The following is a 22,117-nucleotide window of genomic DNA, read 5'->3' on the forward strand; positions in this document are numbered from 1 at the left end:
GTTCAGGCGGTCCGGAAAGCATTGGTGATGGGATAACGCCGGTCGCGACCGAAATTGCGGCCGCCCAGTTTCACGCCCGGCGGGGCCTGGCGGCGCTTGTACTCCGCGACGTAGAGCAGCCGCTCGATGCGGGCGACGGTCGCGCGATCGAAGCCCATGGCGGCAAGCTGATCGACCGACTTTTCCTGCTCGACCAGGCCGTAAAGGATGGGGTCCAGCACCTCATAAGGCGGCAGGCTGTCCGAATCCTTCTGGTTCTCGCGCAATTCGGCGGTGGGCGGCTTGGTGATGACCCGCTCAGGCATCACCGGCCCATCCGGCCCTAGCCCAAGCGGCGGCTTCTCCGCATTGCGCCAGCGCGAGAGATCGAACACGGTTGTCTTATAGGCATCCTTGAGCACCGAATAGCCGCCCGCCATGTCGCCATAAATGGTGGCATAGCCCACGCTCATTTCGCTCTTGTTGCCGGTGGTGAGCAGCATGTGGCCGAACTTGTTGGAGAGCGCCATCAGCGTCACGCCGCGAATGCGCGACTGGATATTCTCCTCGGTCAGGTCCGCGGTCCGCCCGATGAACGCCTCTGCCAACATGGCATCGAACGCGCCGACAGCGGGCGAAATCGGGATGGTATCAAGCCGGCAGCCGAGCAGCCGCGCGCATTCCGCGGCATCGTCCAGGCTTTCCTGGCCGGTGAAACGCGAAGGCATCATTACGCACCAGACGCGATCCGCCCCCAGCGCATCCACCGCCACAGCTGCGGAAAGCGCGCTGTCTATCCCGCCCGAAAGGCCCAGCACCACGCCGGGAAAGCGGTTGCGAATCACATAGTCGCGCAGGCCCACGACCATCGCGTGATAGATATCCGCCGGGTGCGCATCCAGCGCGTGCACCTCGCCCGGCTTGCAGAACCAGCGGCCATCCTCGCCCCGGTCCCACTGGGTGATGACCAGCGCTTCCTCCCAGTCCGGCAGCATGTGGGCGATGTCGCCATCCGCATTCAGCACGAAGGAAGCGCCGTCAAATACCAACTCGTCCTGCCCGCCGACGCGGTTGAGATACAGGAGCGGCAAGCCTGTCTCGTTGACGCGCTCCATGCACACGCCGCGGACGCGGAAATCATCCTTGGCCACCTCATAGGGGCTGCCGTTGATCGAGATGAGCAGCTCCGCGCCCTTTTCCGCCAGATGCCCGGTGACGAAGGGGAACCAGATGTCCTCGCAGATCGGCAGACCCAGCTTCACGCCGCGAAACTCGACTGGGTCGGGCAGCGGCCCGGGCGCGAACAGCCGCTTCTCATCAAAGGTTCCGTAGTTGGGCAGCTCGCGCTTCTGGCGGATCGCGACGACCTTGCCGCCATCGAGCAGCGCCACGCAATTGAACAGCAGGCCTTTGTTGGCGATGACCGTGCCGACAAGCATCGCCGGGCCGCCATCCGCCGTCGCCTCGGCAAGCCGATGCAGCGCGGTCTCGGCGCGTGCGGCCAGCGCGGGCTTGAGCACCAGATCCTCGGGCGGATAGCCGATGAGCTGCAACTCGGGATACACGATCAGATCCGTGCCCTGCTCGCGTGCTTTGTCCCGGCAGGCCAGCATGGCCTCTGCATTACCCGTGATATCACCCATGCTCTGGTTGAGCTGGGCCATGGCGATCCGGAGAGAGGCTGTCATAGCGCCGCTTTATGGGCGGGCGGGGGCGGGAGCAAGGGCGTCGCCGAGCCGGATATGCGGCCTTGCCGCACCATTGACCGCAACCCCTTGTCCCCGAACCGTCACAAGCGCCTTTTCAGCGGGGCACCTGCTCGCTAGAGGGGCCGCGACAACCGCAGCCATGGGGACCCCGACATGAAGATCATCTCTGGCAACGGCAACATGCCGCTCGCCCAGGCGATTGCCGATTATGTGGAGCTCCCGCTCACCGATGCGAGCGTGCGGCGTTTTGCGGACGAGGAAATCTTCGTCGAGATTCACGAGAATGTGCGCGGCGAGGATGTGTTCGTTGTGCAGTCGACCAGCTATCCGGCCAACGACAATCTCATGGAACTGCTGATCATGATCGATGCGCTCAAGCGCGCCTCGGCGCGGCGCATCACGGCGGTAGTCCCTTATTTCGGCTACGCCCGGCAGGACCGCAAGCCCGGCCCGCGCACGCCGATCTCGGCCAAGCTGGTGGCGAACCTCATCACCACCGCCGGCGCCAACCGCGTTCTTTCGGTCGACCTCCATGCCGGGCAGATCCAGGGCTTCTTCGATATCCCGACCGACAATCTGTTCGGCGCGCCGGTGATGTCCGCAGACATTCAGGCCCGTTTCCCGAATGAGAATCTGATGGTCGTCTCGCCGGACGTCGGCGGCGTGGTCCGTGCTCGCGCGCTGGCCAAGCGGCTCGACAACGCCCCGCTCGCCATCGTCGACAAGCGCCGCGAGCGCGCTGGCGAATCGGAAGTGATGAACATCATCGGTGACGTGAAGGGCCGCTTCTGCATCCTGATCGACGACATCGTCGATTCGGCGGGCACGCTCTGCAACGCAGCCGCCGCGCTGAAGAATGCCGGCGCGACCGACGTCGTGGCTTATGTGACGCATGGCGTGCTCTCGGGCGGCGCTGTCGCGCGGGTGGAAGGCTCCGCCCTGCGCGAGCTGGTCATCACCGATTCGATTCTCGCCACGCCCTCCGTCGCGGCCTCGACCAAGATCCGTCAGTTGCCGATTGCGCCGCTGCTCGGTGAAGCCATCCGCCGCATTGCCGACGAAAGCTCGGTCAGTTCGCTGTTCGACTGATCGGGCGCCGGGGCGACTGATCCCAGCCGCAGATCAGAAACCGGCGTCGAGTCGGCGCAGACGCATGGTGGCGCCGATGAAGCCCATCACGCAGATCATCAGCGACCAACGCGCCGCCTCGGGCGCGGAACGCAGCAACAGCGCAAGGCCCAGCGCCGCGAACAGAGCCATTATTGCGCCTGCGATCCTGCCAAACCCGAACATGATACGCCTTCCGCTCCCGCGATAGCCGATGACACGGATTCGCCATGCGCCGAACAGCGGCTGACAATCCACGACATTGACGGTGCCGGCCGGCCCAAACCGGGGTGGCGCGTCGATTTTGGGAGAGACTGTGTCATCCAATCCACAGCCAAGGCGGCACGAACGGTCCGCCCAGCAAGGGATGCGCCCAGGTGGCACCGAGCCAGAGGATGACGCCGCCGAGCACCGGAACGACGCCCGGCCACAGCGCGTGCCACTCCGCCTTCCCGGACAGGAGCGCGACGAATGGCACAAAGCTCGTGCGCGCCTGCCACTGGCGCCATGGCGCACCCAGGAGCCGCGCCTTCTTCCGGTCCTGCCCCAGCGCGCCCACACAAGCGAGCACGGCGATGCCGCCCGTGAGGATCAGCGTCCGTCCGGATGGCCAGAGCGTGGCGTGAACCAGCGCCCAGAGAATGAAGCTCCACATCATCGGGTGGCGCGTCACGGCATAGACACCCCGGGCGCGCTCGGGCGCGGTCATCTGCCCGGTGGGGTCGACCATCGCGGGATTGCCGATGAGCGAGCCAACCAGCATCACGCCGGCGAGCGCCATCACCAGCCCGCCAAGGTGCCACAGGCCGATGGGCGCGATCCACAGCAGCGGCGCGGCGGGCGCGGCCCGGAAAGCGAGGATCGTCCAGCCCAGCGTGGCGAAAGCGGTGAGGGTATAGAGGCCAAGAAAGCCCCGCTCGGCCAGCCGCGCCACCAGAGGCGGACGAAGGGGATGGGACAGGAGAAGGTGCGTGCCGACGAAGCTCCCCATCGCCAAAGCCAGATGTATCAAAGCCTGCATGAGACGTGCCTCCTCAACGCTGCCGCCTGTCCAGCTTCTACACCGAGTCTGACGGTGCTGAAACGCTGGCCTTGATGCCATCACGCTGCCAATAGGGCGCCATGACTCGCCCCGCCCTGCCCATGTCGCCCGACGCACCCTTCGTGCTGCTCGATGATGCGCGGGCAGACGGATCCGGCAGCGCGACGCTGTTCCGCGACCCGGTCGACATCATCCGCGCCGACCGGCTGGCCGATGTGCTGCCTGCGCTGGCGCGGGTTGAGGCGGCGGTCAAAAGCGGGCTGCACGCCGCCGGCTACCTCTCTTATGCGGCGGGCCACGCCTTCGAGGCGCGGCTGAACGGCTATGTGCCGCGCGAGGGCGATGCCGGGCCCTTGCTCTGGTTCGGCTTGTTCGACGCGCCCCAGCCCATCGCGGCGGATGCCGTGGATGCGCTGTTGCCGGAGACGCCCGTCACGATCGGCCCGATCGAGCCGATGATCTCGCGCGCGGACTATGGCCGCGCCATCGGGACAGTGCTGGACTATATCCGCGCCGGCGACATCTATCAGGCGAACCTGACCTTCCCTGCGCGAGTCGCCATCAATGGCGATCCCCTCGCCGCCTATCGCGCCATCCGGCCCCGCGCCGCCGCCGGCCACGGCGCCTTGCTGCGCCATGACGGCCGGCATGTCCTCTCCTTCTCACCCGAGAGTTTCTTCACGCTGGCCGATGGCACGGTGACGACCCGGCCGATGAAAGGCACTGCGCGGCGCGATGCCGATCCGGACCGCGATGCCGCCGCCGCACGCGACCTCGCCAGCGACCCCAAGCAGCGCGCCGAAAATCTGATGATCGTTGACCTTTTGCGCAACGATATCTCGCGCGTCACGGAGCCAGGTAGCGTCGCGGTGCCCGCTCTCTTCCATGTCGAGCATTATCCCACGGTCCATCAGATGATCTCCGTCGTCGAGGGCCGGCTGCAACCGCAACTCGGGCCGGCGGACGTGCTGCGCGCCCTCTTCCCCTGCGGATCGATCACCGGCGCGCCCAAGCTGCGCGCCATGGAGATCATCCGCGAGGTCGAACGGTTCGGGCGCGGACTCTACACGGGCAGCATCGGCCATATTGCGCCGGACGGCACCGCACGGTTCAACGTCGCCATCCGCACCATCGTGCTGGAGAAGGACGCCCGGACGGGCATCGTGGGGCTGGGCTCCGGCGTCGTTGCGGACAGCCAGCCCGAGGCAGAATGGCAGGAATGCCTCGACAAGGGACGGTTTCTGGCCGTTGGGGAGAACGTGCTTTGATCGCAAAGGCCCATCATTTCGACCTCATCGAAACCATGGCCTTCGATCCCGAAATCGGCCTGCCGCTTCTCGACCTTCACATCCGGCGACTCGAACGCAGCGCGCACGAACTTGGCTTCATTCTCGACCGGCATGAGCTGCGCAACGAACTGCAGGCCGCGACGTTCGGCTTTGTCGAGCCGAGGCGCGTGCGCATCCTGCTCGGCCGGATCGGCACGCTCAGCATCGAGGTTCGCGAAATGCCGCCCTTGGTGGACGGACCGGCAGCGGTGAGCGTCGCGCCTCGTCTGCTCGGCGGAGACGATATTCGCGTGCGGCACAAGACCACGGACCGGCGCCATTATGAGGTGCCCCTGCGGCAATCGGGCACGTTCGAGGTGCTGCTGACCGACGAGGCCGGCTATCTGACGGAGGGTTGCTTCACCAACCTGTTCCTCCAGCGGGGCGAGACCCTGCTGACGCCGCCCCTTGCGCGCGGCCTGCTGCCGGGCGTGCTGCGCCAGAGCCTGATCGACCAGGGCAAGGCGCAGGAGGCCGACCTGCGGCCGGAAGATCTGGCAGACGGTTTCCTCATCGGCAATGCCGCGCGCGGGCTGATGGCTGCGAGGCTGGTTGCGCCGCAAGGCTGAGCGCACTATGCACCGCGCCGTCCGGGAGCGTCCCGGGCGCCACGCGCATCATCCCTGACTGTCAGGAGCTTTCCCATGTCCCGGACTTCCGCCGCCCTCGGCCGTATTCAGCCCAGCGCCACGCTCGCGATGACCGACAAGGTCATTGCCCTCAAGCGGGAAGGCAAGGACATCATCGGCCTTTCCGCCGGCGAGCCGGACTTCGACACGCCAGATTTCGTGAAGGATGCCGCCATCGCCGCGATCCGCGGTGGGCAGACCAAGTACACGAATGTCGACGGCACCGCCGAGCTGAAGGAAGCGATCGCCGCCAAGTTCAAGCGCGATAACGAGCTCTCCTACAAGACGAGCGAGATCAGCGTGAACTCGGGCGGCAAGCACACTCTGTTCAATGCGCTGGTCGCGACGGTGGAAGCCGGCGACGAGGTCATCATACCCGCGCCTTATTGGGTGAGCTACCCCGACATCGTGAACTTTGCCGGCGGCACACCGGTGATCATCGCGGCCGGTGCCGACCAGCTCTACAAGATCACGCCGGCCCAGCTCGACGCCTCGATCACGCCCAAGACGCGCTGGGTGCTGCTCAACTCGCCCTCCAACCCGACGGGCGCGGCCTATTCCGGCGAGGAACTGATGGCGCTCGGTGAGGTGCTGCGCAAGCACCCGCATGTGCTGATCCTCACCGACGACATGTACGAGCATGTCTGGTACGCGCCGACGCCGTTCAAGACGATCGCGCAGGTCTGCCCGGATCTCTACGAGCGCACGCTCACCGTGAACGGGGTCTCCAAGGCCTATTCGATGACCGGCTGGCGCATCGGCTATGCCGGTGGCCCGCAGTGGATCATCAAGGCGATGGCCAAGCTGCAGTCGCAGTCGACCTCCAACCCCTGCTCGATCAGCCAGGCCGCAGCGACGGCCGCGCTGAATGGCGATCAGAGCTTCCTCATCGAGCGCAACGAGGCCTTCCGCAAGCGGCGCGATCTGGTGGTGGCGATGCTGAACGACGCGCCGGGCCTCAACTGCCCGACGCCCGAAGGCGCCTTCTACGTCTATCCCGATGCCGCCGGCTGCATCGGCAAGACCACGCCCGAGGGCAAGACCATTGCCACGGACGAGGACCTCATCACCTATTTCCTCGAGAGCAAGGGCGTCGCAGCCGTCCATGGCGGCGCCTTCGGCCTCGCTCCGGCCTTCCGCGTGAGCTACGCGACCTCGGAAGAAATCCTGCGCAAGGCCTGCACGCGCATCCAGGAAGCCTGCGCCGCGCTGAAGTGATAAAGGACAGGCCGGCCTGAGCGGGAATGCCGGGCCGGCCTGCCTCCAGCGCCGCCTGACGGGCGCTATTACTGGCGTCGGCACGGATAACTCTTCGAGCAGCCCTCCGTTCGTCCTGAGTAGCTGCTGAGCCTGTCGAAGCAGCGTATCGAAGGACCGGCCCGTGCGCTGCGATGCTTCGATAGGGCTCTTCGATATGCGCCTGCGGCGCTCCTCAGAGCCTACTCAGCACGAACGGTGAAGGCGGCTTCGGCGTCATGATCGGAGCTTCCCCAGGCGAAGAAATGCTCGCCGACGCAAGGCTCGTCCAAGCTAATCCTTGTCGAACAACGCCGCGAGCTGCTCCACCATCGCACCGCCCAGTTGCTCGGCATCCATGATCGTGACGGCGCGCTTGTAATAGCGGGTGACATCGTGGCCGATGCCGATGGCGATCAGCTCGACCGGTGAGCGCCCTTCGATCCAGCCGATCACTTGCCGCAAATGCCGCTCCAGATAGGTTCCGTTGTTCACCGAGAGCGTCGAATCGTCCACCGGCGCGCCATCGGAAATCACCATGAGGATGCGCCGCTCCTCGGACCGGGCGAGCAGGCGGTTGTGCGCCCAGAGCAGCGCCTCGCCGTCGATATTCTCCTTGAGTAGCCCCTCGCGCATCATCAGGCCGAGGCTGGCCTTGGCACGGCGCCAGGGCTCATCCGCCTTCTTGTAGATGATGTGGCGCAGATCGTTGAGACGACCGGGCCGCGGCGGGCGCCCGGCGGCCAGCCATTGTTCGCGACTCTGCCCGCCTTTCCACGCCCGCGTGGTGAAGCCGAGCACTTCGGTCTTCACGCCGCAGCGCTCCAGCGTGCGCGCCATGATATCCGCGCTGATCGCTGCTATGCCGATGGGGCGCCCCCGCATAGAGCCGCTATTGTCGATCAGCAGCGTCACCACCGTATCGCGGAAATCGGTGTCCCGCTCCATCTTGTAGGAGAGCGAGTGCGCGGGATTGACGACAACGCGCGCCAGCCGCGCGGCATCGAGCATGCCTTCCTCCTGGTCGAAATCCCAGCTGCGGTTCTGCTGGGCCTGCAGGCGCCGCTGCAGACGGTGCGCCAGCTTGGAGACCGCCCCCTGGAACGGGGCGAGCTGCTGGTCAAGAAAACCACGCAGGCGCACGAGTTCATCGGCGTCGCACAGGTCGAGCGCCGTCACCACCTCATCGAACTTCGTGGTATAGGCATGATAGTCGAAGTCCGGCGGCAGGTCCGACAAGGGGCGATTGGGGCGCACGGGCATGGCGCCATCGTCATCCTGCGCGTCGCCATCGCCATCCTCGTCCGAGTCGCCGTCCTGCTCCTCGCGCTCCTCGGACATCTCCTCGCCCGGCTCGCCCTTATCCTCGCCGCGCGTGTCGGCGCGGGACTGGTCGTCCTCCTCGCCCTCGTCTTCTTCCTTGTCCTCATCCTGCTGCTCGGATTGCTCGTCCTGGTCCTCGTCATCCTCATCGGGCGATTCGGGGGGAACCTCCGCGCGCACCAGCTCGAGATGCTGGAGCATCGAGAGCACCTTGTCCTGAAAGGCCTGCTGATCGTCGAGGCACAAAGACAGGCCTTCAAAGTCGTCAGCGGCCTTCTCGTCGATCCACTCGCGCAGAAATTCGATGCCCTTGAGCGATTCGGGCGGCGGCGCTTCCCCGGTCAGCTTTTCGCGCAGCAGCAAGGCAACGGCGCCCTGAACCGGCACTTCGTCGGCCGATTGCGCGCGCGTGATCGGGTCGGAATGGGTGCGCATGTCCAGCGCGGCGGCGAGATTGGCCCGCATGCCGGCGTAGTTCTTGGACCCCAGCGCCTCATAACGGACCATCTCGACGGCATCATAGACGGCGCGCGCAGCGGGCTCGCTCGGCGCCCGCGCGGAATGGAGTCGCGCATCATGGTGGCGAAGCTTGAGAGCGAAGCTGTCTGCAAAGCCGCGCGCGAGCGCGACCTGATCCGCCGGCAGATTGCGCGTCGGCGTGGGCACCTTGATCTGCTTGCCGGCGAGGTGCGGTGCATCGGGCGTGAAGCCGAGCTCAACCTCGGCATCATGCGCGACAGCGCGCGAGGCGCCGGTGAGAACTTCCTTGAAGCGGTCGAGGGGGGAACGGTCAGCCATGATGTACAATGGGCTGGTCCAGTGCCCCGATCCTGTCAACCCTCCTGCCCTTTGGCAGAGCTGCCCATCTCAGCCCGTCAACCTTTGCGCGTGCAGCTGTGCCGCTGTGGAACAGCACCCAAATTATTAGGATTTCTTGGTTAAATCCATTTTCGAACGCGGCCTGCCTGCCTATCAGCGTCCCCAAGGGACGGTGCTGGAGCGGCCAGGTCGCGCAGCTTTTTGTGATAGGACGATTGCCCATGATCCGGACTGCCTGCCTTGCCGCGATGCTGACGAGCGGCGCACTCCTGCCGATCCAGAGCGTCAGCGCGGCGGTCAATCTCAATGCGCGCATCGCCCTGCTGACCAGCATTCTGCACACCGAGGCCACCTTCTCGCAGCGCGATTTCAGCTTTGCGATCAACAGCGGCGGCAGCCAGCAGATGGTCTTCAAGGGCCTCGATGGCGTGCGCAACTTCAACAATTATGCCCAGCTCAACAGCTGGCTGACCCACCATGCGGAGTCGCAAGGCGTTTTCGAGGGCGGCTCTTACAAATTCACCCACTCCGTGCTCGGCAGCTACTTCACGAGCACCAGTCCAGCACCCGCCACGCCGATGGCGACCGTGACTGAACCGACGCCAACCGTGTTCGAAGGCGCACCCTACAAGTTCACCCATTCGGTGCTGGGCAGCTATTTCGACGAGGCCGCGGAGCCGCAGGCAGCGTCGCACACGGAGACCGCCGGCCCGCTGATGCGCGCGATGATGGCGCCGCCGCCCGCCATTCCGGAGCCGGCGACCTGGGCCATGATGATTGCCGGCTTCGCGCTGGCCGGCGTCGCCCTGCGCTACCGGGTGACCCGCACGCGCATCGCCTGATCACCCATTCGCGAAGGCGGCCCGCGCTCGGGCCGCCTTGCCGCGTCAGGCGCTCTTGCCGACGACGCTTTCCGGCAGATCCTTGCCGAACACGCGCTGGTAATATTCCGCCACCAGCGCCCGCTCCGCCTCGTCGCACTTATTGAGGAACGACAGGCGGAAGGCGAAACCGACATCCTTGAAAATCAGTGTGTTCTGCGCCCATGAGATCACGGTGCGCGGGCTCATCACGGTGGAAATATCCCCGTTGATAAAGCCCTGACGGGTCAGTTCCGCGACGCGGATCATCTTCGCGACTTCCTCGCGCCCGCCGGGATGATCATATTCGCCGGACTTGGCGAGCACGATCTGCGCCTCGGTCTCGGCCGGCAGATAGTTCAGCGTCACCACCAGATTCCAGCGGTCCATCTGGCCCTGGTTGATCTGCTGGGTGCCATGATAGAGGCCCGTGGTGTCACCCAGGCCGACCGTGTTGGCGGTGGCGAACATGCGGAACCAGGGGCTCGGACGAATCACCCGGTTCTGGTCGAGCAGGGTCATCTTGCCGTCCGCTTCCAGCACGCGCTGGATGACGAACATCACGTCCGGCCGACCGGCGTCATATTCGTCAAACACCAGCGCTACAGGGCGCTGCAAGGCCCAGGGCAGCAGGCCTTCCTTGAACTCGGTGACTTGCTGACCGTCCTTGAGGACGATGGCGTCACGCCCGACGAGATCGATGCGGCTGATATGCGCATCGAGGTTGATGCGGATGCAGGGCCAGTTGAGCCGCGCCGCGATCTGCTCGATGTGAGTCGACTTGCCGGTGCCGTGATAGCCCTGCACCATCACCCGGCGATTATAGGCATAGCCGGCCAGGATCGCGAGCGTCGTGTCCGGATCGAACACATAGGCGGGGTCCGTATCCGGCACGCGCTCGTCCGCTTCGGAAAAGGCGGGGATCTCCATGTCGATATCGACCCCGAACACCTCGCGCGCGCTCACGACACGATCGGGCGCGTCGAGCAGCACCTCGCTGCGCATGTCGGAATTGGTGTTGGGCAGATCGGTCATAGTCATCATCTTCCTGCGAGTCACACAGCCCCTAACCGATTGCCGCGCGCCCTGTCGATAGAAGGTAGGGTTCCATCAGGCGGATCAGACCGCCCATTCCGCCGGATCGTGCTCCAGCCCGATCAGCGCGAGACCGTGCGCGATGGACGTCAGTTCTCCGCCGGTCGCGATCCGCTCGGCACCGAACCGGCGTTCGAATATGGCGCGAATCGCGGGGATCAGCGACGATCCCCCTGTGAGGAACACGCGGTCGATGGCGCCGGCGTTCAATGCGGCGTCTGCCAAGGCCTGATCGACCGTCTCCTCGATCCGCGCGACATCCGGCGCGATCCAGCGCTCGAACTGGGCGCGCGTCACATCGGCATCGATCACCAGATCATCGCTTTCGAAGCGGAAATGCGCTTCATCCTCGCTCGACAGCGCACGCTTGAGTTGGCCGACTGCATCGTAGAGCGCATAGCCGAGCTCCCGCTCGATGATGGCGATCATCCGCCCGATGGCAGCGGGATCGACGGCAGCGCGCTGCAGCCGCGCCAGCTCTTCCATGGTCCGCCGGTTGCGCATCAGGGCGAGTCGGGACCAGTCGGCAAAGTCCGCGAAATGGCTGCGGGGAATTTCCAGAACCTTGTCGAAGGAGCGATAGCTGCTGCCCTTGCCAAGTATGGGAAGCACGAGATGATCGACGATGCGGTAATCGAACCGGTCGCCCGCAATGCCGATGCCGGCATGGCCGAGCGGCTCGCAGCGCCGCCCGTCGCCCGCCGGGCGCATCCGCACGATGGAGAAATCGCTCGTGCCGCCGCCGAAGTCCGCGACCAGAACCGTCGCCGGCTCCGACAGGCGGCTGGCGAAGCTGAAGGCCGCGCCGAGCGGTTCGTAGACATAATGGATGTCGGTGCCGAAGGTGCGGAACATGGCATCGTAGCGCGTGCGGGCCAGCCCCTCATCCGGTCGCGAACCGGCATAGCGCACCGGTCGACCGACGATGATCCGTTCGGGCCGCTCATCCGGCCCGGAGCCCAGCGCGCCACCGGCATGGGCGACCATGCGCTCCAGAAAGGCCTCTCCCAACTGCTCGAAGGTCATGCGCTGGTCGAAGATGCTGGCATGATCGAACAGCGGGCTGGCGGCGACCGACTTGAACGACTGGATGAAGCGCGAACCCTGCGGAAATTCCAGATACTCAGCGATAGCCCATGGCCCTGCCTCGCGCGCCAGCGCCGCCCGGCTCTCGCCCTCTTCCCAGAAGCAAAGCGCGGACCGGAAGACGGCGCCTGTCGCCTTGTCGCCCGAGAACTCCATCATATGGGATGTGCCGTCTTGAGCAATCGCGGCCACGCTGTTGGTGGTGCCGAAGTCAAAGCCCATCGCGCGGGCCGGCGTGCCGGTCGCCATATCAATCACCTTCCTGAAAGCGGGCCGGCGCCTATGGCAGCGCAGACCGGGCGCGGCAAGGTCCGTCAGGCGAAGGCCGGCGCCTTGCGGAGATGGGAATAGGCCGCGATCACGTCTTGCAGCGCTTTCTCATGCGCGCGGTCGCCGCCATTATGATCCGGGTGAAAGCGGCGGACCAACTCGGTATAGCGGGTGCGCAAGGCGCGCCGGTCGGCATCGGTCGAAAGACCAAGCGTCTTGAGGGCAGACCGATCCGCGCCAGACAGCGGCTTGCCATCCTGCCGTTGCGCGGTTTCCGCTGCCCGCATCTTGAAGCGGGCGCCAATCGCATCGAGCGGATCGGAGAAATCGGCCCAGCGTGGCGGCGGCGTGCCACTCGCTGCGGCCGACGAAAAGGCCCGCGTCTCCCGCTCCCAGCCGCCATAAGGGCGCTGCGCCTGCGTGATTTCCTCCGGGCTCATGCCCTTGAAGTAATTATATTCGGTGTTGAACGCGCGGATGTGCTCCAGGCAGAACCAGCGCCATTGCGGCGGACCATCGGGTGCGCCGCGCCGTTCCTCGGGCGGCGCACGGAATTCGCCCGCTTCCATGCAGCCGGGGTGCGAGCAGCGGCGCGCCTCGCCTTCCACGCGGCCGTGAAAGCGCGTGTGGCGGCGCGATGCACCCTGATTGAACCCCGACCCTGACACGACCGTCTCTTCCCTGTGGCTGCGTGAACCAAAACGCCTATATAGGGCGCATGGTTGACGCTTCGCTAGGCCCGGTCGGGCAAGAGATCGCACAGCGGCTGGAAAATGCCCTGTCCCCGCAACAGCTCGCCGTCATCAATGACAGCGCCAAGCATCGCGGTCATATGGGCGATGATGGCAGCGGCGAAAGCCACTTCACCGTGGAGATTGTCGCCGACTCCTTCACCGGCCAATCCCGCGTTGCGCGACAGCGCATGGTCAACGCGGCGCTCGCCGATCTGCTGCGTGAGAAGGTGCATGCCCTCGCCATTCGAGCCCGCGCGCCGGGTGAATGAGCCGGGCGTGACCCGTCGCGCGAAACGTCCGGCGGCCCGCCTGCTGGTCACCGATCCGCAAGGACGGCTGCTGCTCTTCCGCTTCACGCCCGATGATCGCCCGCCTTTTTGGGTGACGCCCGGCGGCGCGGTCGATCGGGGCGAAACCTTTGAGCAGGCCGCGCGGCGCGAACTGCGCGAGGAGACAGGGCTCGACCTCGAACCCGGTCCGCTCGTGGCGGTGCGCGATGTCACCTTCGTCACGCTCGAGGGCATTCCCGTCGATGCCGAGGAGCGCTTTTACGCGGTCCCCGTCGCGGAGGCGCGAATCGACACGGCGGGTCACACCGATCTCGAGAAGGCCGTCATGCTTTCGCACCGCTGGTGGACGCCACAGGAACTGGCGGCCCATGACGAGGCCTGGTATCCGGTCGATCTGCTGGACATCTGGCAGGAGCTGCTCGCCGGCACCGTGCCGTCATGACCGGCGAAACGCGGGCAGGGCTGCTGGAAGGCTGGCGCGCGCATCTCGCCGAAGGCCGGCGCCGCTCGCTTCACACCGTGCGCGCCTATGTCTCCACCGCCGAACGCCTGCTCGACTGGATGGCGGACATGGACGGCCGCGCGCCGACATCGGCGGCCATCACCACGCTGACGACAAGCGATCTGCGCGCCTTTCTGGCGGCGCGCCGGGCGGAAGGCATCGGCAACAGTTCGGCGGCGCGGGAGCTCTCTGCCCTGCGCGCCTTTCTGCGGTTTGTGGGCGGCGAGGGCGCCACGATTCCGGTGATGCGCGGGCCGCGCGTCAAGCCCGGCGTGCCGCGACCGATCAGCCCGGATGAAGCCGTCGCGCTCGCCGAGGACATTGCCGAAACCGCGCGGGACGGATGGATCGGGGCGCGCGACTGGGCCGTGCTGATGCTGCTCTACGGCGCGGGCCTGCGCATCAGCGAAGCCTTGGGACTGACCGGCGATGCCCTGCCCCTCGCTGAAACACTGCGGGTGCTGGGCAAGCGGGGCAAGACGCGGGTGGTGCCGCTGCTGCCGCAAGTCCGCAGCGCGATCGAGGAATATATCGCGCTCTGCCCCTATCCGACGGGCAAAGACGCGCCGCTGTTCCGGGGTTCGCGCGGCGGGCCCCTTTCCCCGGCGCTGATTCGCCGCGCCGTGCAGGGCGCGCGCGGGCGCCTTGGCCTGCACGATCGCACGACGCCGCATGCGCTGCGCCACAGCTTCGCCACCCATCTGCTCGGGCGCGGCGCGGACCTGCGCTCACTGCAGGAACTGCTCGGTCATGCCAGCCTGTCCTCGACGCAAATCTACACGCAGGTCGATGCGGCGCATCTGCTCGATGTCTATCGCAACGCGCACCCGCGCGCGGAAGGATAAGACATGATTACGGCTGGTCGCGCGGCTCGCTCTTCCAAGTGAACAGCCGCCAGAGATAGCCGACGACCAGAAACGCCACCGCGATATTGGTGAGCGGGCCAAGATAATCATCGATGCGCTCGAACCGCACGCCAAGATAATAGCCGGCCCCGACCAAGACGACATTCCAGATCAGCGCGCCACCGGTCGTCCAGATGACGAAGCGCCAGAACGGCATGGCGAACAGCCCGGCCGGGAGCGAGACGATCGTGCGGAACACCGGCATGAAGCGGAAGATGAAGACGATCTTGTCGCCATGGCGCAGAAAAATCCGCTCCAGCCACTCGACCTCCCGCCACCGCAACGTCGCCCAGCGGCCATAGCGCTCGACCAAGGGCCGCAGCCGCGTATAGCCGAGACAGAGCCCCAGATAATACCAGAAGAGATTGCCGATGGTGGTGCCGATGGTCCCCGCCGCCAGCAACGGCACCACATCCATCTTCCCCTGGCCGACGCGAATGCCGCCAATGCCCATGATCAACTCGGAAGGGATGGGCGGAAACACATTTTCCAGCACCATCAGCAGGGCGATGCCCCAATAACCGCCGGCATCGATCAGATGAACGACCCAATCGCTCATCTGTCGTCACCCATCATCAACATATCAATCATCTGGTTGTTGCAGCAGCCTCAGGCCGCCCGCTCCGCCAGCCGGCGCTCGACCGCATCCCAGATCATGCCGCCGGTATCCGTGCCGTTGAAGGCATCGATGGCAACGATGCCGGTCGGTGACGTCACGTTGATTTCGGTCAGCCATTTGCCGCCAATGACGTCGATGCCGACGAACAGCAGGCCGCGCTTCTTGAGCTCCGGCCCCAGCGCGGCGCAGATCTCCTGCTCCTCCGCCGTCAGCTCGGTCTTGGCGGCAGTGCCGCCGGCGGCCAGGTTCGAGCGGATCTCGCCCTTACCAGGAATACGATTGATCGCGCCGGCCACTTCGCCATCGACGAGCACGATCCGCTTGTCGCCCTGCGCCACGTCCTTGAGGAAAGCCTGCACCATGAAGCTTTCGACCCACATCTCGCCGAAAAGTTCCACCAGAGCGGCGAGATTGGCCCCATCTGCGCCAATGCGAAACACCGCCGAACCGGCGTTTCCATACAGCGGCTTCACGACGATCTCGCCATGTTCGGCAAGGAAGTCGCGCGTTTCCTCAAGGCTGCGCGTGATCATCGTCGGCGGCATGAAGCGCGCGAAATCCAGCACGAACAGCTTTTCCGGCGCGTTGCGCACGGCCGCCGGATCGTTGACGACCAGCGTCTCGCCGGTGATCCGCTCCAGCAGATGCGTCGCGGTGATATAATTGAGGTCGAACGGCGGATCCTGCCGCATCCAGACCACATCGATATCACGGCCAAGGTCCAGTCGGGCCGTCTCACCGAAGCGATAATGATCGCCTTCGACTCGCTGCACCGTCACTTCGCGCGCCTGCGCATAGAGCCGTCCGCCGCGCCAGCTCAGATCATCCGTGCGATAATGGTAGAGCCGGTGCCCCCGCGCCTGAGCCGCGATCATGATGTGGAAGGTCGAATCGCCGGCAATGTTCAGCGACTCCATCGGGTCCATCTGCAGAGCGACCTTGAGCGACATCCGTTCTTACCTTCCACCGTTCGGGCTGCTTCAAGCCCTGCTCTTGTTCTGAACCGAGACGCTGTCACGCGACGCAACCGGGACCGCAGGCGCTAGCCGCCGTGCCAGACATTTTCCAGATGGCGTGGCCGATGACCCGGCGCAAGCAGCATCACGTCGATGCGCATGTCATCATCCGGCCCTAGCCAGTTATGGGCGACCGCTTCCGCCGCCGCCGCGACGCGCGCCAGCCGCCGCTCATCGATCGCTTCATCGAGCAGCGCCTCGCTGGCCCGCGTCTTCACCTCGACGAAGGCGACGATCTTGCCGCGCCGGGCAATCAGGTCGACCTCGCCGGCGCGGGTGCGCACCCGCCGCGCCAGAATCGTCCAGCCCTTGAGCCGCAGCCACCAGCCGGCGATCCGCTCGCCCTGCCGGCCGCGCTTCTCGGCAGCGAGCCGCGCCGGCGTGGGCGGGCTGCCCTTCACTTTCCTTTGAGCTCCATGGCGCGCGCGTAGAGCGCCTTGCGGTCCGCGCCCAGCGCGCGTGCGACTTCGCCTGCCGCTTGCGAGACGGTCAGCCGCTCCAGCGCCTCGCGCAGCGCTGCATCGATCTCGTCGGCTTTCGGTGGGGCGCGCTCGCCCGGCGGACCGACGACCAGCACGATCTCGCCGCGCGGCTCCTTCTGCGCGCACGCAGCCGAGAGTTCGCTCAACGTGCCCGTCAGCGTTTCCTCATAGGCCTTGCTGATCTCGCGACACAGCGCGGCCGGACGATCGCCGAGCACGGCCGCCATGTCCGCCAGCGATGCCGCGCAGCGCGGCCCGCTCTCGTAGAAAACCAGCGTCGCACGGAGCGCCACCACTTCCATCAGCGCATCAGTGCGGGCCTTCGTCTTTGGGGGCAGGAAGCCCATGAACAGGAAACGGTCGCTGGGGAGGCCGGAGAGCGTGATCGCCGCAATCGCCGCGCAGGGCCCAGGCACCGTATTCACGGATCGGCCCGCCGCACGGGCGTCTCGCACCAGCTTGTATCCCGGATCGGAGATGAGCGGCGTCCCGGCGTCCGACAGCAGCGCTACGGCTTCGCTCGCCATGCGCTCGACCAGACGGGCGCGAACCCGTTCATCGCTGTGGTCATGGTAGGGAATCATGGGCCGGTTGGACCCGGCATGGCGCAGCAATTTGGCGCTCACACGGCTGTCCTCCACGGCCACCACGTCCGCACCTTGCAGCACAGCGGCAGCGCGGGGCGACAGGTCGGACAAGTTGCCGATCGGTCCCGCAACGATATATAGGCCAGGCTCAAGTGAAGCGGACATGAGGTGTGCCATGGCAGAGAGGAGCCTTGCGGGGCAAGTGAGGTTCGACATCGCGGCTGGAGGCACCCCGACGCCCCGTCGCATTCTGCAGGGCATTGTGCTGATCGGCGCCATGCTGCTGGCGGCCTGTACCCGCGTGGTGCCGCCCGCCGCGCCGCCTCCCCCGCCGCCCAAGACACAGCAGCCGGATGTGACGCAGGGCCTGCCGACCGATACGGAGCGGCATCGCATCGCCCTGCTCGTGCCGATGAGCGGCACGAATGCCGGCGTCGGCCGCTCGCTGGCCAATGCCACAACCATGGCGCTGCTGGATACCAAGACCGAGCGGCTGCGCGTCACCACCTACGACACCGGGCGCAACGCGGCCGAGGCAGCGCGCAAGGCCGTAGCGGAAGGCAACAAGCTCATCCTCGGCCCGCTGACGGCGGACGAAGTGCGGGCCGTCGCGCCAATCGCCCGCGCAGCCAACATCCCGGTGCTGAGCTATTCCAATGACGAGAGCGTCGCCGGCAATGGCGTCTATCTGCTCGGCTATAGCCCGGAGCAATCGGTCTCCCGCGTCGTGCGCTTTGCGAGGGCGCGCGGCCTGAGCGATTTCGCGGCGCTCGTGCCGCGCGGCGTATATGGCGAGCGGGCCGGCAAGGCGTTTCTCAGCGAGGTGAAAGCGGCCGGCGGCACCGTCGTGGCAATGGAGACATTCGATCGCTCGGCCAATTCGGTGCAGTCGGCGGTCCAGCGCCTGTCGGCCAGTTCCAGCTATGATGCGCTGCTGATCGCCGATGTCGGTCGCATCGCGTTGCAGGCCGCGCCGCTGGTGCGCACGGCCGGTGCGAAGGAGGCGCGCATTCTCGGTACCGAGCTGTGGGCGACCGAATCCGGCCTTTCCGCCAGCACGGCGCTGCGGGGCGCCTGGTATGCGAGCGTATCCGATGGACTCTATCGCACGCTCGCCACCAAATATCGCTCATCCTACGGCACGGCGCCTTACCGCCTGGCGTCGCTAGGCTATGATTCGGTTCTACTCACCGTGCGGATCGCGCAGGACTGGAAGCCGGGCACGGCCTTCCCGGCGGCGCGGCTTCGTGACGCCGAGGGCTTCGCTGGCATCGATGGCGCCTTTCGCTTCGGCCGAGATGGGATCGCCGAGCGCGCGTTGGAAGTCCAGCAGGTCGGCCCGAGCGGATCGACGGTGGTGGACGCCGCGCCCAAGGGTTTCGGGCGCTAGATCGCGCCAGCCTTTGAGCTAAAGAAAAGGGCCGCTGCCTCCCGGGAGACAGCGGTCCTTCTTATTGCAACACAGCAGCGCTTAGAGGATCGACTGACCCGTCTTCTCCCAGTCGGAAGCGAAAGCGGCGAGGCCCTTGTCGGTCAGCACATGGTTGACCAGCGACTTGATGACCGCCGGCGGCGCCGTGATCACGTCCGCGCCGATCTTCGCGCATTCGAGCACATGGATAGGATGACGCAGCGAAGCCGCCAGAATTTCCGTCTCGAAGGCATAGTTGTCGTAGATCAGCCGGATGTCCTCGATCAGCCGCATGCCGTCGAAGCCATTGTCATCGTGCCGTCCGACGAAGGGCGAGATGAACGTCGCGCCGGCCTTGGCGGCCAGCAGGGCCTGATTGGCCGAGAAGCACAGGGTCACATTGACCTGGCAGCCATCCTGCGTGAGCGCCTTGCAGGTCTTGAGGCCATCGATGGTGAGCGGCACCTTGATGCAGACATTCTCGGCGATCTTCCGGAGCACGGCGGCTTCCTTCATCATCGTCTCATGATCGAGCGCCACGACTTCTGCTGAGACGGGGCCATCGACCAGCCCGCAGATTTCTTCCACCACTTCGAGGAACTTGCGGCCCGATTTGTGGATGAGGCTGGGATTGGTCGTCACGCCGTCCAGCAGGCCAGTGGCGGCAAGCTCGCGAATGTCGGCAGTGTCGGCGGTATCGACGAAGAATTTCATGGCCAGAGGTTCCCGGTTGTGGAGAGATTGGCGCCGCCTATAGCGCCGCACGCCCCCGGATGTAAGGCCCGCCTGCCGTGCGGAGGCGCAAGCGAGGCCGACGATGCCATTTCCTCCGAGCCAGACAGTCTCTAAGGCCGGAGCATGACCCGCGCCCGGATCATTCTGCTCAACGCCGCGCTAGGCCCGCTCGATTACCGGGTGCCGCATGGCATGAGCGTGGAGCCCGGGCAGATCGTCGTCGCCCCGCTGGGTCCGCGCCCGATGATCGGCGTGGTGTGGGAAGCGGACCGCTTTCCGGACGTCGCGCCGGTCGGCGACAATCGTCTGCGCCCCATTAGCGGCGTGCTGGACGCGCCGCCTTTGCCCGCCTCTCTGCGCCGCCTCATCGAGTGGACGGCGGATTATTATCTCGCCCCGCCCGCTGCCGTGCTGCGCATGGCGCTCGCCTCCATGTCCGCGCTGGATGGCGAGAAGACAGTGGTGGAATATCGTCCGACCGGCGCCGTGCCGGATCCGCTGACGCCCCAGCGCGCGCAAGCGCTGGAACGCATTGGTGAGCGTCAGGGGCTGGTGCGTGAACTCGCCGCTATTGGCGAAGTCAGCGACGCGGTGATTCGCGGGCTGGTGAAGCAGGGCGCGCTGGAGGCCGTGGAGGTCTCCACCGATCAACCCTATCCCGAGCCTGACCCCGACTTCGTGACCGTCACGCTCAGCGCCGACCAGCAGGCCGCGGCCGACAGGCTGACAGACCATGTTCGCGCCCATGCCTTCCAGACCGTGCTGCTCGATGGCGTCACCGGATCGGGCAAGACGGAGGTGTATTTCGAGGCGCTGGCCGAGACCCTGAGGCAGGGCAAGCAGGCGCTGGTGCTGCTCCCCGAGATCGCGCTGACCGAGCCGTTTCTCGACCGGTTCACCGCCCGCTTTGGCTGTGAGCCGGTGCCCTGGCATTCCGGCCTCAAGCAATCCGACCGGCGTCGCGCCTGGCGGGCGATCTCACGCGGCGAGGCGCAGGTGGTGGTGGGCGCCCGCTCGGCGCTGTTCCTGCCTTACCCAAAGCTCGGCCTCATCATCGTGGACGAGGCTCATGAGACCAGCTTCAAGCAGGAAGAAGGCGTGCGCTACCATGCGCGGGACGTCGCGGTGATGCGCGGCATGTTCGAGAGCTGCCCGATCATCCTCGCCTCGGCGACTCCGGCGATCGAGACGCGCCATCAGGTCGCGCTGGGGCGCTATGAAGAGATTGCCCTGCCCAGCCGGTTCGGCGGCGCCGAACTGCCGGAGATCATCGGCCTCGACCTGACGCGCGACCCGCCCGACCGGGGCCGATGGCTCGCGCCGCCGCTGGTCAAGGCCATGGCGGAGACGCTGGAGCGTGGCGAGCAATCCTTGCTGTTCCTCAACCGGCGCGGCTATGCCCCGCTCACCCTGTGCCGCCATTGCGGCCATCGCTTCCAATGCCCGCACTGTACGGCGTGGATGGTCGAGCATCGCCTGACCCGGCGCCTCGCTTGCCATCATTGCGGCCACAGCATCCCCACGCCCGACGCCTGCCCGGAATGCAACGAGAGCGATGCGCTGGTCGCCTGCGGCCCCGGTGTCGAGCGTATCGCGGACGAGGTGAAGCTGCTCTTCCCGCAGGCGCGCACCGCCATCGTCACCTCCGACACCTTATGGTCTCCGGCTCGGGCGGCTGCCTTTGTGCGGGACGTGGCGGGCGGGGCCGTGGATATCATCATCGGCACGCAACTGGTCACCAAGGGCTACCACTTCCCCGAACTCACGCTGGTCGGCGTGGTCGATGCCGATCTCGGGCTGGATGGCGGCGACCTGCGTGCCGCTGAGCGCACCTATCAGCAGATCATGCAGGTCTCGGGACGCGCGGGGCGTGGCGAGAAGCCTGGACGGGTCTTCATCCAGACCCGCGCTGCGGAGGCGCCGGTGATCCGGGCCTTGCTCGATGGCGATGGCGCGCGCTTCTACGCGATGGAGACGGAAAGCCGGCGGATCGCCAACGCGCCGCCGTTTGGGCGCTTCGCGGCAATCATCGTCAGCGATACCGACGGAGCACTGGCCCGGGAGACGGCACAGCGAATCGGGAAGATTGCGCCCCATCAGGATGGTCTGGACGTTTATGGTCCGGCCGAAGCGCCACTGGCCGTGCTGCGCGGTCGACACCGGTTCCGATTGCTCGTCCACGCGCGGCGCGGGGTGGATCTGCAGGCCATCGTCCGCAAATGGCTGAGCCAGATCGATTGGAAGTCAACGACGCGGGTGAGCGTGGATATCGATCCCTACAGCTTCGTCTGATTTCGAACGGCGCTGTAATGAACAGCCGCTCCTCGTTACGAAGAGCGGCTGCATCTGAAGC

General features: G+C 66.1%; 22 protein-coding genes. 10 read left to right on the top strand and 12 right to left on the bottom strand.

Annotated features, from left to right (window positions below; genetic code table 11):
- Positions 1 to 2: 2 nt before the first annotated feature.
- Entirely contained in the window at positions 3 to 1,667 is a 1,665-nt protein-coding gene (locus M2342_RS00735; protein WP_264577675.1) for an NAD+ synthase, read from the bottom strand.
- A gap of 174 nt (positions 1,668 to 1,841) precedes the next feature.
- On the opposite strand from M2342_RS00735, the gene M2342_RS00740 reads away from it, so the two are divergent.
- Positions 1,842 to 2,777, top strand: a complete 936-nt coding sequence (locus M2342_RS00740) for a ribose-phosphate pyrophosphokinase (RefSeq protein WP_181561149.1) — start codon at positions 1,842 to 1,844, stop codon at positions 2,775 to 2,777.
- A 33-nt stretch (positions 2,778 to 2,810) separates the two neighbouring features.
- Here M2342_RS00740 and M2342_RS00745 read toward each other — a convergent pair whose 3' ends face one another.
- Complete coding sequence (locus M2342_RS00745; RefSeq protein WP_264577676.1) at positions 2,811 to 2,948, bottom strand: hypothetical protein; 138 nt, start codon at positions 2,946 to 2,948, stop codon at positions 2,811 to 2,813.
- A 166-nt stretch (positions 2,949 to 3,114) separates the two neighbouring features.
- On the bottom strand, positions 3,115 to 3,816 hold the full coding sequence (locus M2342_RS00750) for an NnrU family protein (protein ID WP_264577677.1): 702 nt from the start codon (positions 3,814 to 3,816) through the stop codon (positions 3,115 to 3,117).
- A 101-nt stretch (positions 3,817 to 3,917) separates the two neighbouring features.
- Between M2342_RS00750 and M2342_RS00755 the strand changes: the two genes are divergently transcribed.
- From M2342_RS00755 to M2342_RS00765, 3 genes are all read left to right on the top strand, one after another.
- Positions 3,918 to 5,105 (top strand): aminodeoxychorismate synthase component I, encoded by a 1,188-nt coding sequence (locus M2342_RS00755; RefSeq protein ID WP_264577678.1) that lies wholly within the window; start codon positions 3,918 to 3,920, stop codon positions 5,103 to 5,105.
- A gap of 35 nt (positions 5,106 to 5,140) precedes the next feature.
- Positions 5,141 to 5,734 (top strand): aminotransferase class IV, encoded by a 594-nt coding sequence (locus M2342_RS00760; protein ID WP_264579948.1) that lies wholly within the window; start codon positions 5,141 to 5,143, stop codon positions 5,732 to 5,734.
- A gap of 75 nt (positions 5,735 to 5,809) precedes the next feature.
- A complete protein-coding gene (locus M2342_RS00765) occupies positions 5,810 to 7,012 on the top strand; it encodes a pyridoxal phosphate-dependent aminotransferase (protein ID WP_264577679.1) in 1,203 nt (400 codons plus the stop codon).
- A gap of 312 nt (positions 7,013 to 7,324) precedes the next feature.
- On the opposite strand, the gene cobT is transcribed toward M2342_RS00765, so the two are convergent.
- The gene (gene cobT, locus M2342_RS00770) at positions 7,325 to 9,151 is read right to left on the bottom strand and encodes a cobaltochelatase subunit CobT (protein ID WP_264577680.1); all 1,827 of its coding nucleotides are present in this window, start codon (positions 9,149 to 9,151) and stop codon (positions 7,325 to 7,327) included.
- Between the two features lie 242 nt (positions 9,152 to 9,393).
- On the opposite strand from cobT, the gene M2342_RS00775 reads away from it, so the two are divergent.
- A complete protein-coding gene (locus M2342_RS00775; RefSeq protein ID WP_264577681.1) occupies positions 9,394 to 10,014 on the top strand; it encodes a PEPxxWA-CTERM sorting domain-containing protein in 621 nt (206 codons plus the stop codon).
- A 45-nt stretch (positions 10,015 to 10,059) separates the two neighbouring features.
- Here M2342_RS00775 and cobS read toward each other — a convergent pair whose 3' ends face one another.
- The 3 genes from cobS to M2342_RS00790 all read right to left on the bottom strand — a co-directional run bounded on the left by cobS (position 10,060) and on the right by M2342_RS00790 (position 13,151).
- The gene (gene cobS / locus M2342_RS00780) at positions 10,060 to 11,067 is read right to left on the bottom strand and encodes a cobaltochelatase subunit CobS (RefSeq protein ID WP_264571700.1); all 1,008 of its coding nucleotides are present in this window, start codon (positions 11,065 to 11,067) and stop codon (positions 10,060 to 10,062) included.
- 84 nt (positions 11,068 to 11,151) lie between these two features.
- Positions 11,152 to 12,462 carry an Hsp70 family protein gene (locus M2342_RS00785; protein WP_264577682.1) on the bottom strand — a complete coding sequence of 437 codons (1,311 nt, stop codon included), beginning with the start codon at positions 12,460 to 12,462 and terminating at the stop codon, positions 11,152 to 11,154.
- 65 nt (positions 12,463 to 12,527) lie between these two features.
- On the bottom strand, positions 12,528 to 13,151 hold the full coding sequence (locus tag M2342_RS00790; RefSeq protein ID WP_413715043.1) for a J domain-containing protein: 624 nt from the start codon (positions 13,149 to 13,151) through the stop codon (positions 12,528 to 12,530).
- Between the two features lie 50 nt (positions 13,152 to 13,201).
- On the opposite strand from M2342_RS00790, the gene M2342_RS00795 reads away from it, so the two are divergent.
- Genes M2342_RS00795 through M2342_RS00805 form a run of 3 tightly spaced genes read left to right on the top strand, consistent with a single transcriptional unit; the run spans position 13,202 to position 14,854 of the window.
- The gene (locus M2342_RS00795) at positions 13,202 to 13,486 is read left to right on the top strand and encodes a BolA family protein (RefSeq protein ID WP_181561141.1); all 285 of its coding nucleotides are present in this window, start codon (positions 13,202 to 13,204) and stop codon (positions 13,484 to 13,486) included.
- Positions 13,449 to 13,949 carry an NUDIX hydrolase gene (locus M2342_RS00800; protein WP_264577683.1) on the top strand — a complete coding sequence of 167 codons (501 nt, stop codon included), beginning with the start codon at positions 13,449 to 13,451 and terminating at the stop codon, positions 13,947 to 13,949. Before M2342_RS00795 ends, M2342_RS00800 begins: the two co-directional genes overlap by 38 nt.
- Entirely contained in the window at positions 13,946 to 14,854 is a 909-nt protein-coding gene (locus tag M2342_RS00805) for a tyrosine recombinase XerC (protein WP_264577684.1), read from the top strand. Before M2342_RS00800 ends, M2342_RS00805 begins: the two co-directional genes overlap by 4 nt.
- 7 nt (positions 14,855 to 14,861) lie before the next feature.
- On the opposite strand, the gene M2342_RS00810 is transcribed toward M2342_RS00805, so the two are convergent.
- From M2342_RS00810 to rsmI, 4 genes are all read right to left on the bottom strand, one after another.
- A complete protein-coding gene (locus tag M2342_RS00810) occupies positions 14,862 to 15,473 on the bottom strand; it encodes a DedA family protein (RefSeq protein ID WP_264577685.1) in 612 nt (203 codons plus the stop codon).
- A 50-nt stretch (positions 15,474 to 15,523) separates the two neighbouring features.
- The gene (gshB, locus tag M2342_RS00815; protein WP_264577686.1) at positions 15,524 to 16,483 is read right to left on the bottom strand and encodes a glutathione synthase; all 960 of its coding nucleotides are present in this window, start codon (positions 16,481 to 16,483) and stop codon (positions 15,524 to 15,526) included.
- Positions 16,484 to 16,575: 92 nt separating this feature from the next.
- On the bottom strand, positions 16,576 to 16,950 hold the full coding sequence (locus M2342_RS00820) for a YraN family protein (RefSeq protein WP_264577687.1): 375 nt from the start codon (positions 16,948 to 16,950) through the stop codon (positions 16,576 to 16,578).
- A complete protein-coding gene (gene rsmI / locus M2342_RS00825; RefSeq protein ID WP_264577688.1) occupies positions 16,947 to 17,783 on the bottom strand; it encodes a 16S rRNA (cytidine(1402)-2'-O)-methyltransferase in 837 nt (278 codons plus the stop codon). Before rsmI ends, M2342_RS00820 begins: the two co-directional genes overlap by 4 nt.
- Positions 17,784 to 17,793: 10 nt before the next feature.
- Between rsmI and M2342_RS00830 the strand changes: the two genes are divergently transcribed.
- A complete protein-coding gene (locus tag M2342_RS00830; RefSeq protein ID WP_413715045.1) occupies positions 17,794 to 19,008 on the top strand; it encodes a penicillin-binding protein activator in 1,215 nt (404 codons plus the stop codon).
- A gap of 81 nt (positions 19,009 to 19,089) precedes the next feature.
- On the opposite strand, the gene fsa is transcribed toward M2342_RS00830, so the two are convergent.
- Positions 19,090 to 19,743: a fructose-6-phosphate aldolase gene (gene fsa, locus M2342_RS00835; RefSeq protein WP_181561134.1), complete on the bottom strand. Its 654-nt coding sequence runs from the start codon at positions 19,741 to 19,743 to the stop codon at positions 19,090 to 19,092.
- Between the two features lie 144 nt (positions 19,744 to 19,887).
- Here fsa and M2342_RS00840 point away from each other — a divergent pair, with 144 nt between their 5' ends.
- Entirely contained in the window at positions 19,888 to 22,056 is a 2,169-nt protein-coding gene (locus M2342_RS00840; protein ID WP_264577689.1) for a primosomal protein N', read from the top strand.
- Positions 22,057 to 22,117: the final 61 nt, after the last annotated feature.

Source organism: Sphingobium sp. B8D3A, assembly GCF_025961995.1.
GTDB lineage: Bacteria > Pseudomonadota > Alphaproteobacteria > Sphingomonadales > Sphingomonadaceae > Sphingobium.

Bases quoted from the DNA above. Each gene is read 5' to 3' on its own strand.
- M2342_RS00735 (WP_264577675.1), bottom strand. From the start codon at position 1,667: ATGACAGCCTCTCTCCGGATCGCCATGGCCCAGCTCAACCAGAGCATG.
- M2342_RS00740 (WP_181561149.1), top strand. From the start codon at position 1,842: ATGAAGATCATCTCTGGCAACGGCAACATGCCGCTCGCCCAGGCGATT.
- M2342_RS00745 (WP_264577676.1), bottom strand. From the start codon at position 2,948: ATGGCTCTGTTCGCGGCGCTGGGCCTTGCGCTGTTGCTGCGTTCCGCG.
- M2342_RS00750 (WP_264577677.1), bottom strand. From the start codon at position 3,816: ATGCAGGCTTTGATACATCTGGCTTTGGCGATGGGGAGCTTCGTCGGC.
- M2342_RS00755 (WP_264577678.1), top strand. From the start codon at position 3,918: ATGACTCGCCCCGCCCTGCCCATGTCGCCCGACGCACCCTTCGTGCTG.
- M2342_RS00760 (WP_264579948.1), top strand. From the start codon at position 5,141: ATGGCCTTCGATCCCGAAATCGGCCTGCCGCTTCTCGACCTTCACATC.
- M2342_RS00765 (WP_264577679.1), top strand. From the start codon at position 5,810: ATGTCCCGGACTTCCGCCGCCCTCGGCCGTATTCAGCCCAGCGCCACG.
- cobT (WP_264577680.1), bottom strand. From the start codon at position 9,151: ATGGCTGACCGTTCCCCCCTCGACCGCTTCAAGGAAGTTCTCACCGGC.
- M2342_RS00775 (WP_264577681.1), top strand. From the start codon at position 9,394: ATGATCCGGACTGCCTGCCTTGCCGCGATGCTGACGAGCGGCGCACTC.
- cobS (WP_264571700.1), bottom strand. From the start codon at position 11,067: ATGACCGATCTGCCCAACACCAATTCCGACATGCGCAGCGAGGTGCTG.
- M2342_RS00785 (WP_264577682.1), bottom strand. From the start codon at position 12,462: ATGGCGACCGGCACGCCGGCCCGCGCGATGGGCTTTGACTTCGGCACC.
- M2342_RS00795 (WP_181561141.1), top strand. From the start codon at position 13,202: ATGGTTGACGCTTCGCTAGGCCCGGTCGGGCAAGAGATCGCACAGCGG.
- M2342_RS00800 (WP_264577683.1), top strand. From the start codon at position 13,449: ATGCCCTCGCCATTCGAGCCCGCGCGCCGGGTGAATGAGCCGGGCGTG.
- M2342_RS00805 (WP_264577684.1), top strand. From the start codon at position 13,946: ATGACCGGCGAAACGCGGGCAGGGCTGCTGGAAGGCTGGCGCGCGCAT.
- M2342_RS00810 (WP_264577685.1), bottom strand. From the start codon at position 15,473: ATGAGCGATTGGGTCGTTCATCTGATCGATGCCGGCGGTTATTGGGGC.
- gshB (WP_264577686.1), bottom strand. From the start codon at position 16,483: ATGTCGCTCAAGGTCGCTCTGCAGATGGACCCGATGGAGTCGCTGAAC.
- rsmI (WP_264577688.1), bottom strand. From the start codon at position 17,783: ATGTCCGCTTCACTTGAGCCTGGCCTATATATCGTTGCGGGACCGATC.
- M2342_RS00830 (WP_413715045.1), top strand. From the start codon at position 17,794: ATGGCAGAGAGGAGCCTTGCGGGGCAAGTGAGGTTCGACATCGCGGCT.
- fsa (WP_181561134.1), bottom strand. From the start codon at position 19,743: ATGAAATTCTTCGTCGATACCGCCGACACTGCCGACATTCGCGAGCTT.
- M2342_RS00840 (WP_264577689.1), top strand. From the start codon at position 19,888: ATGACCCGCGCCCGGATCATTCTGCTCAACGCCGCGCTAGGCCCGCTC.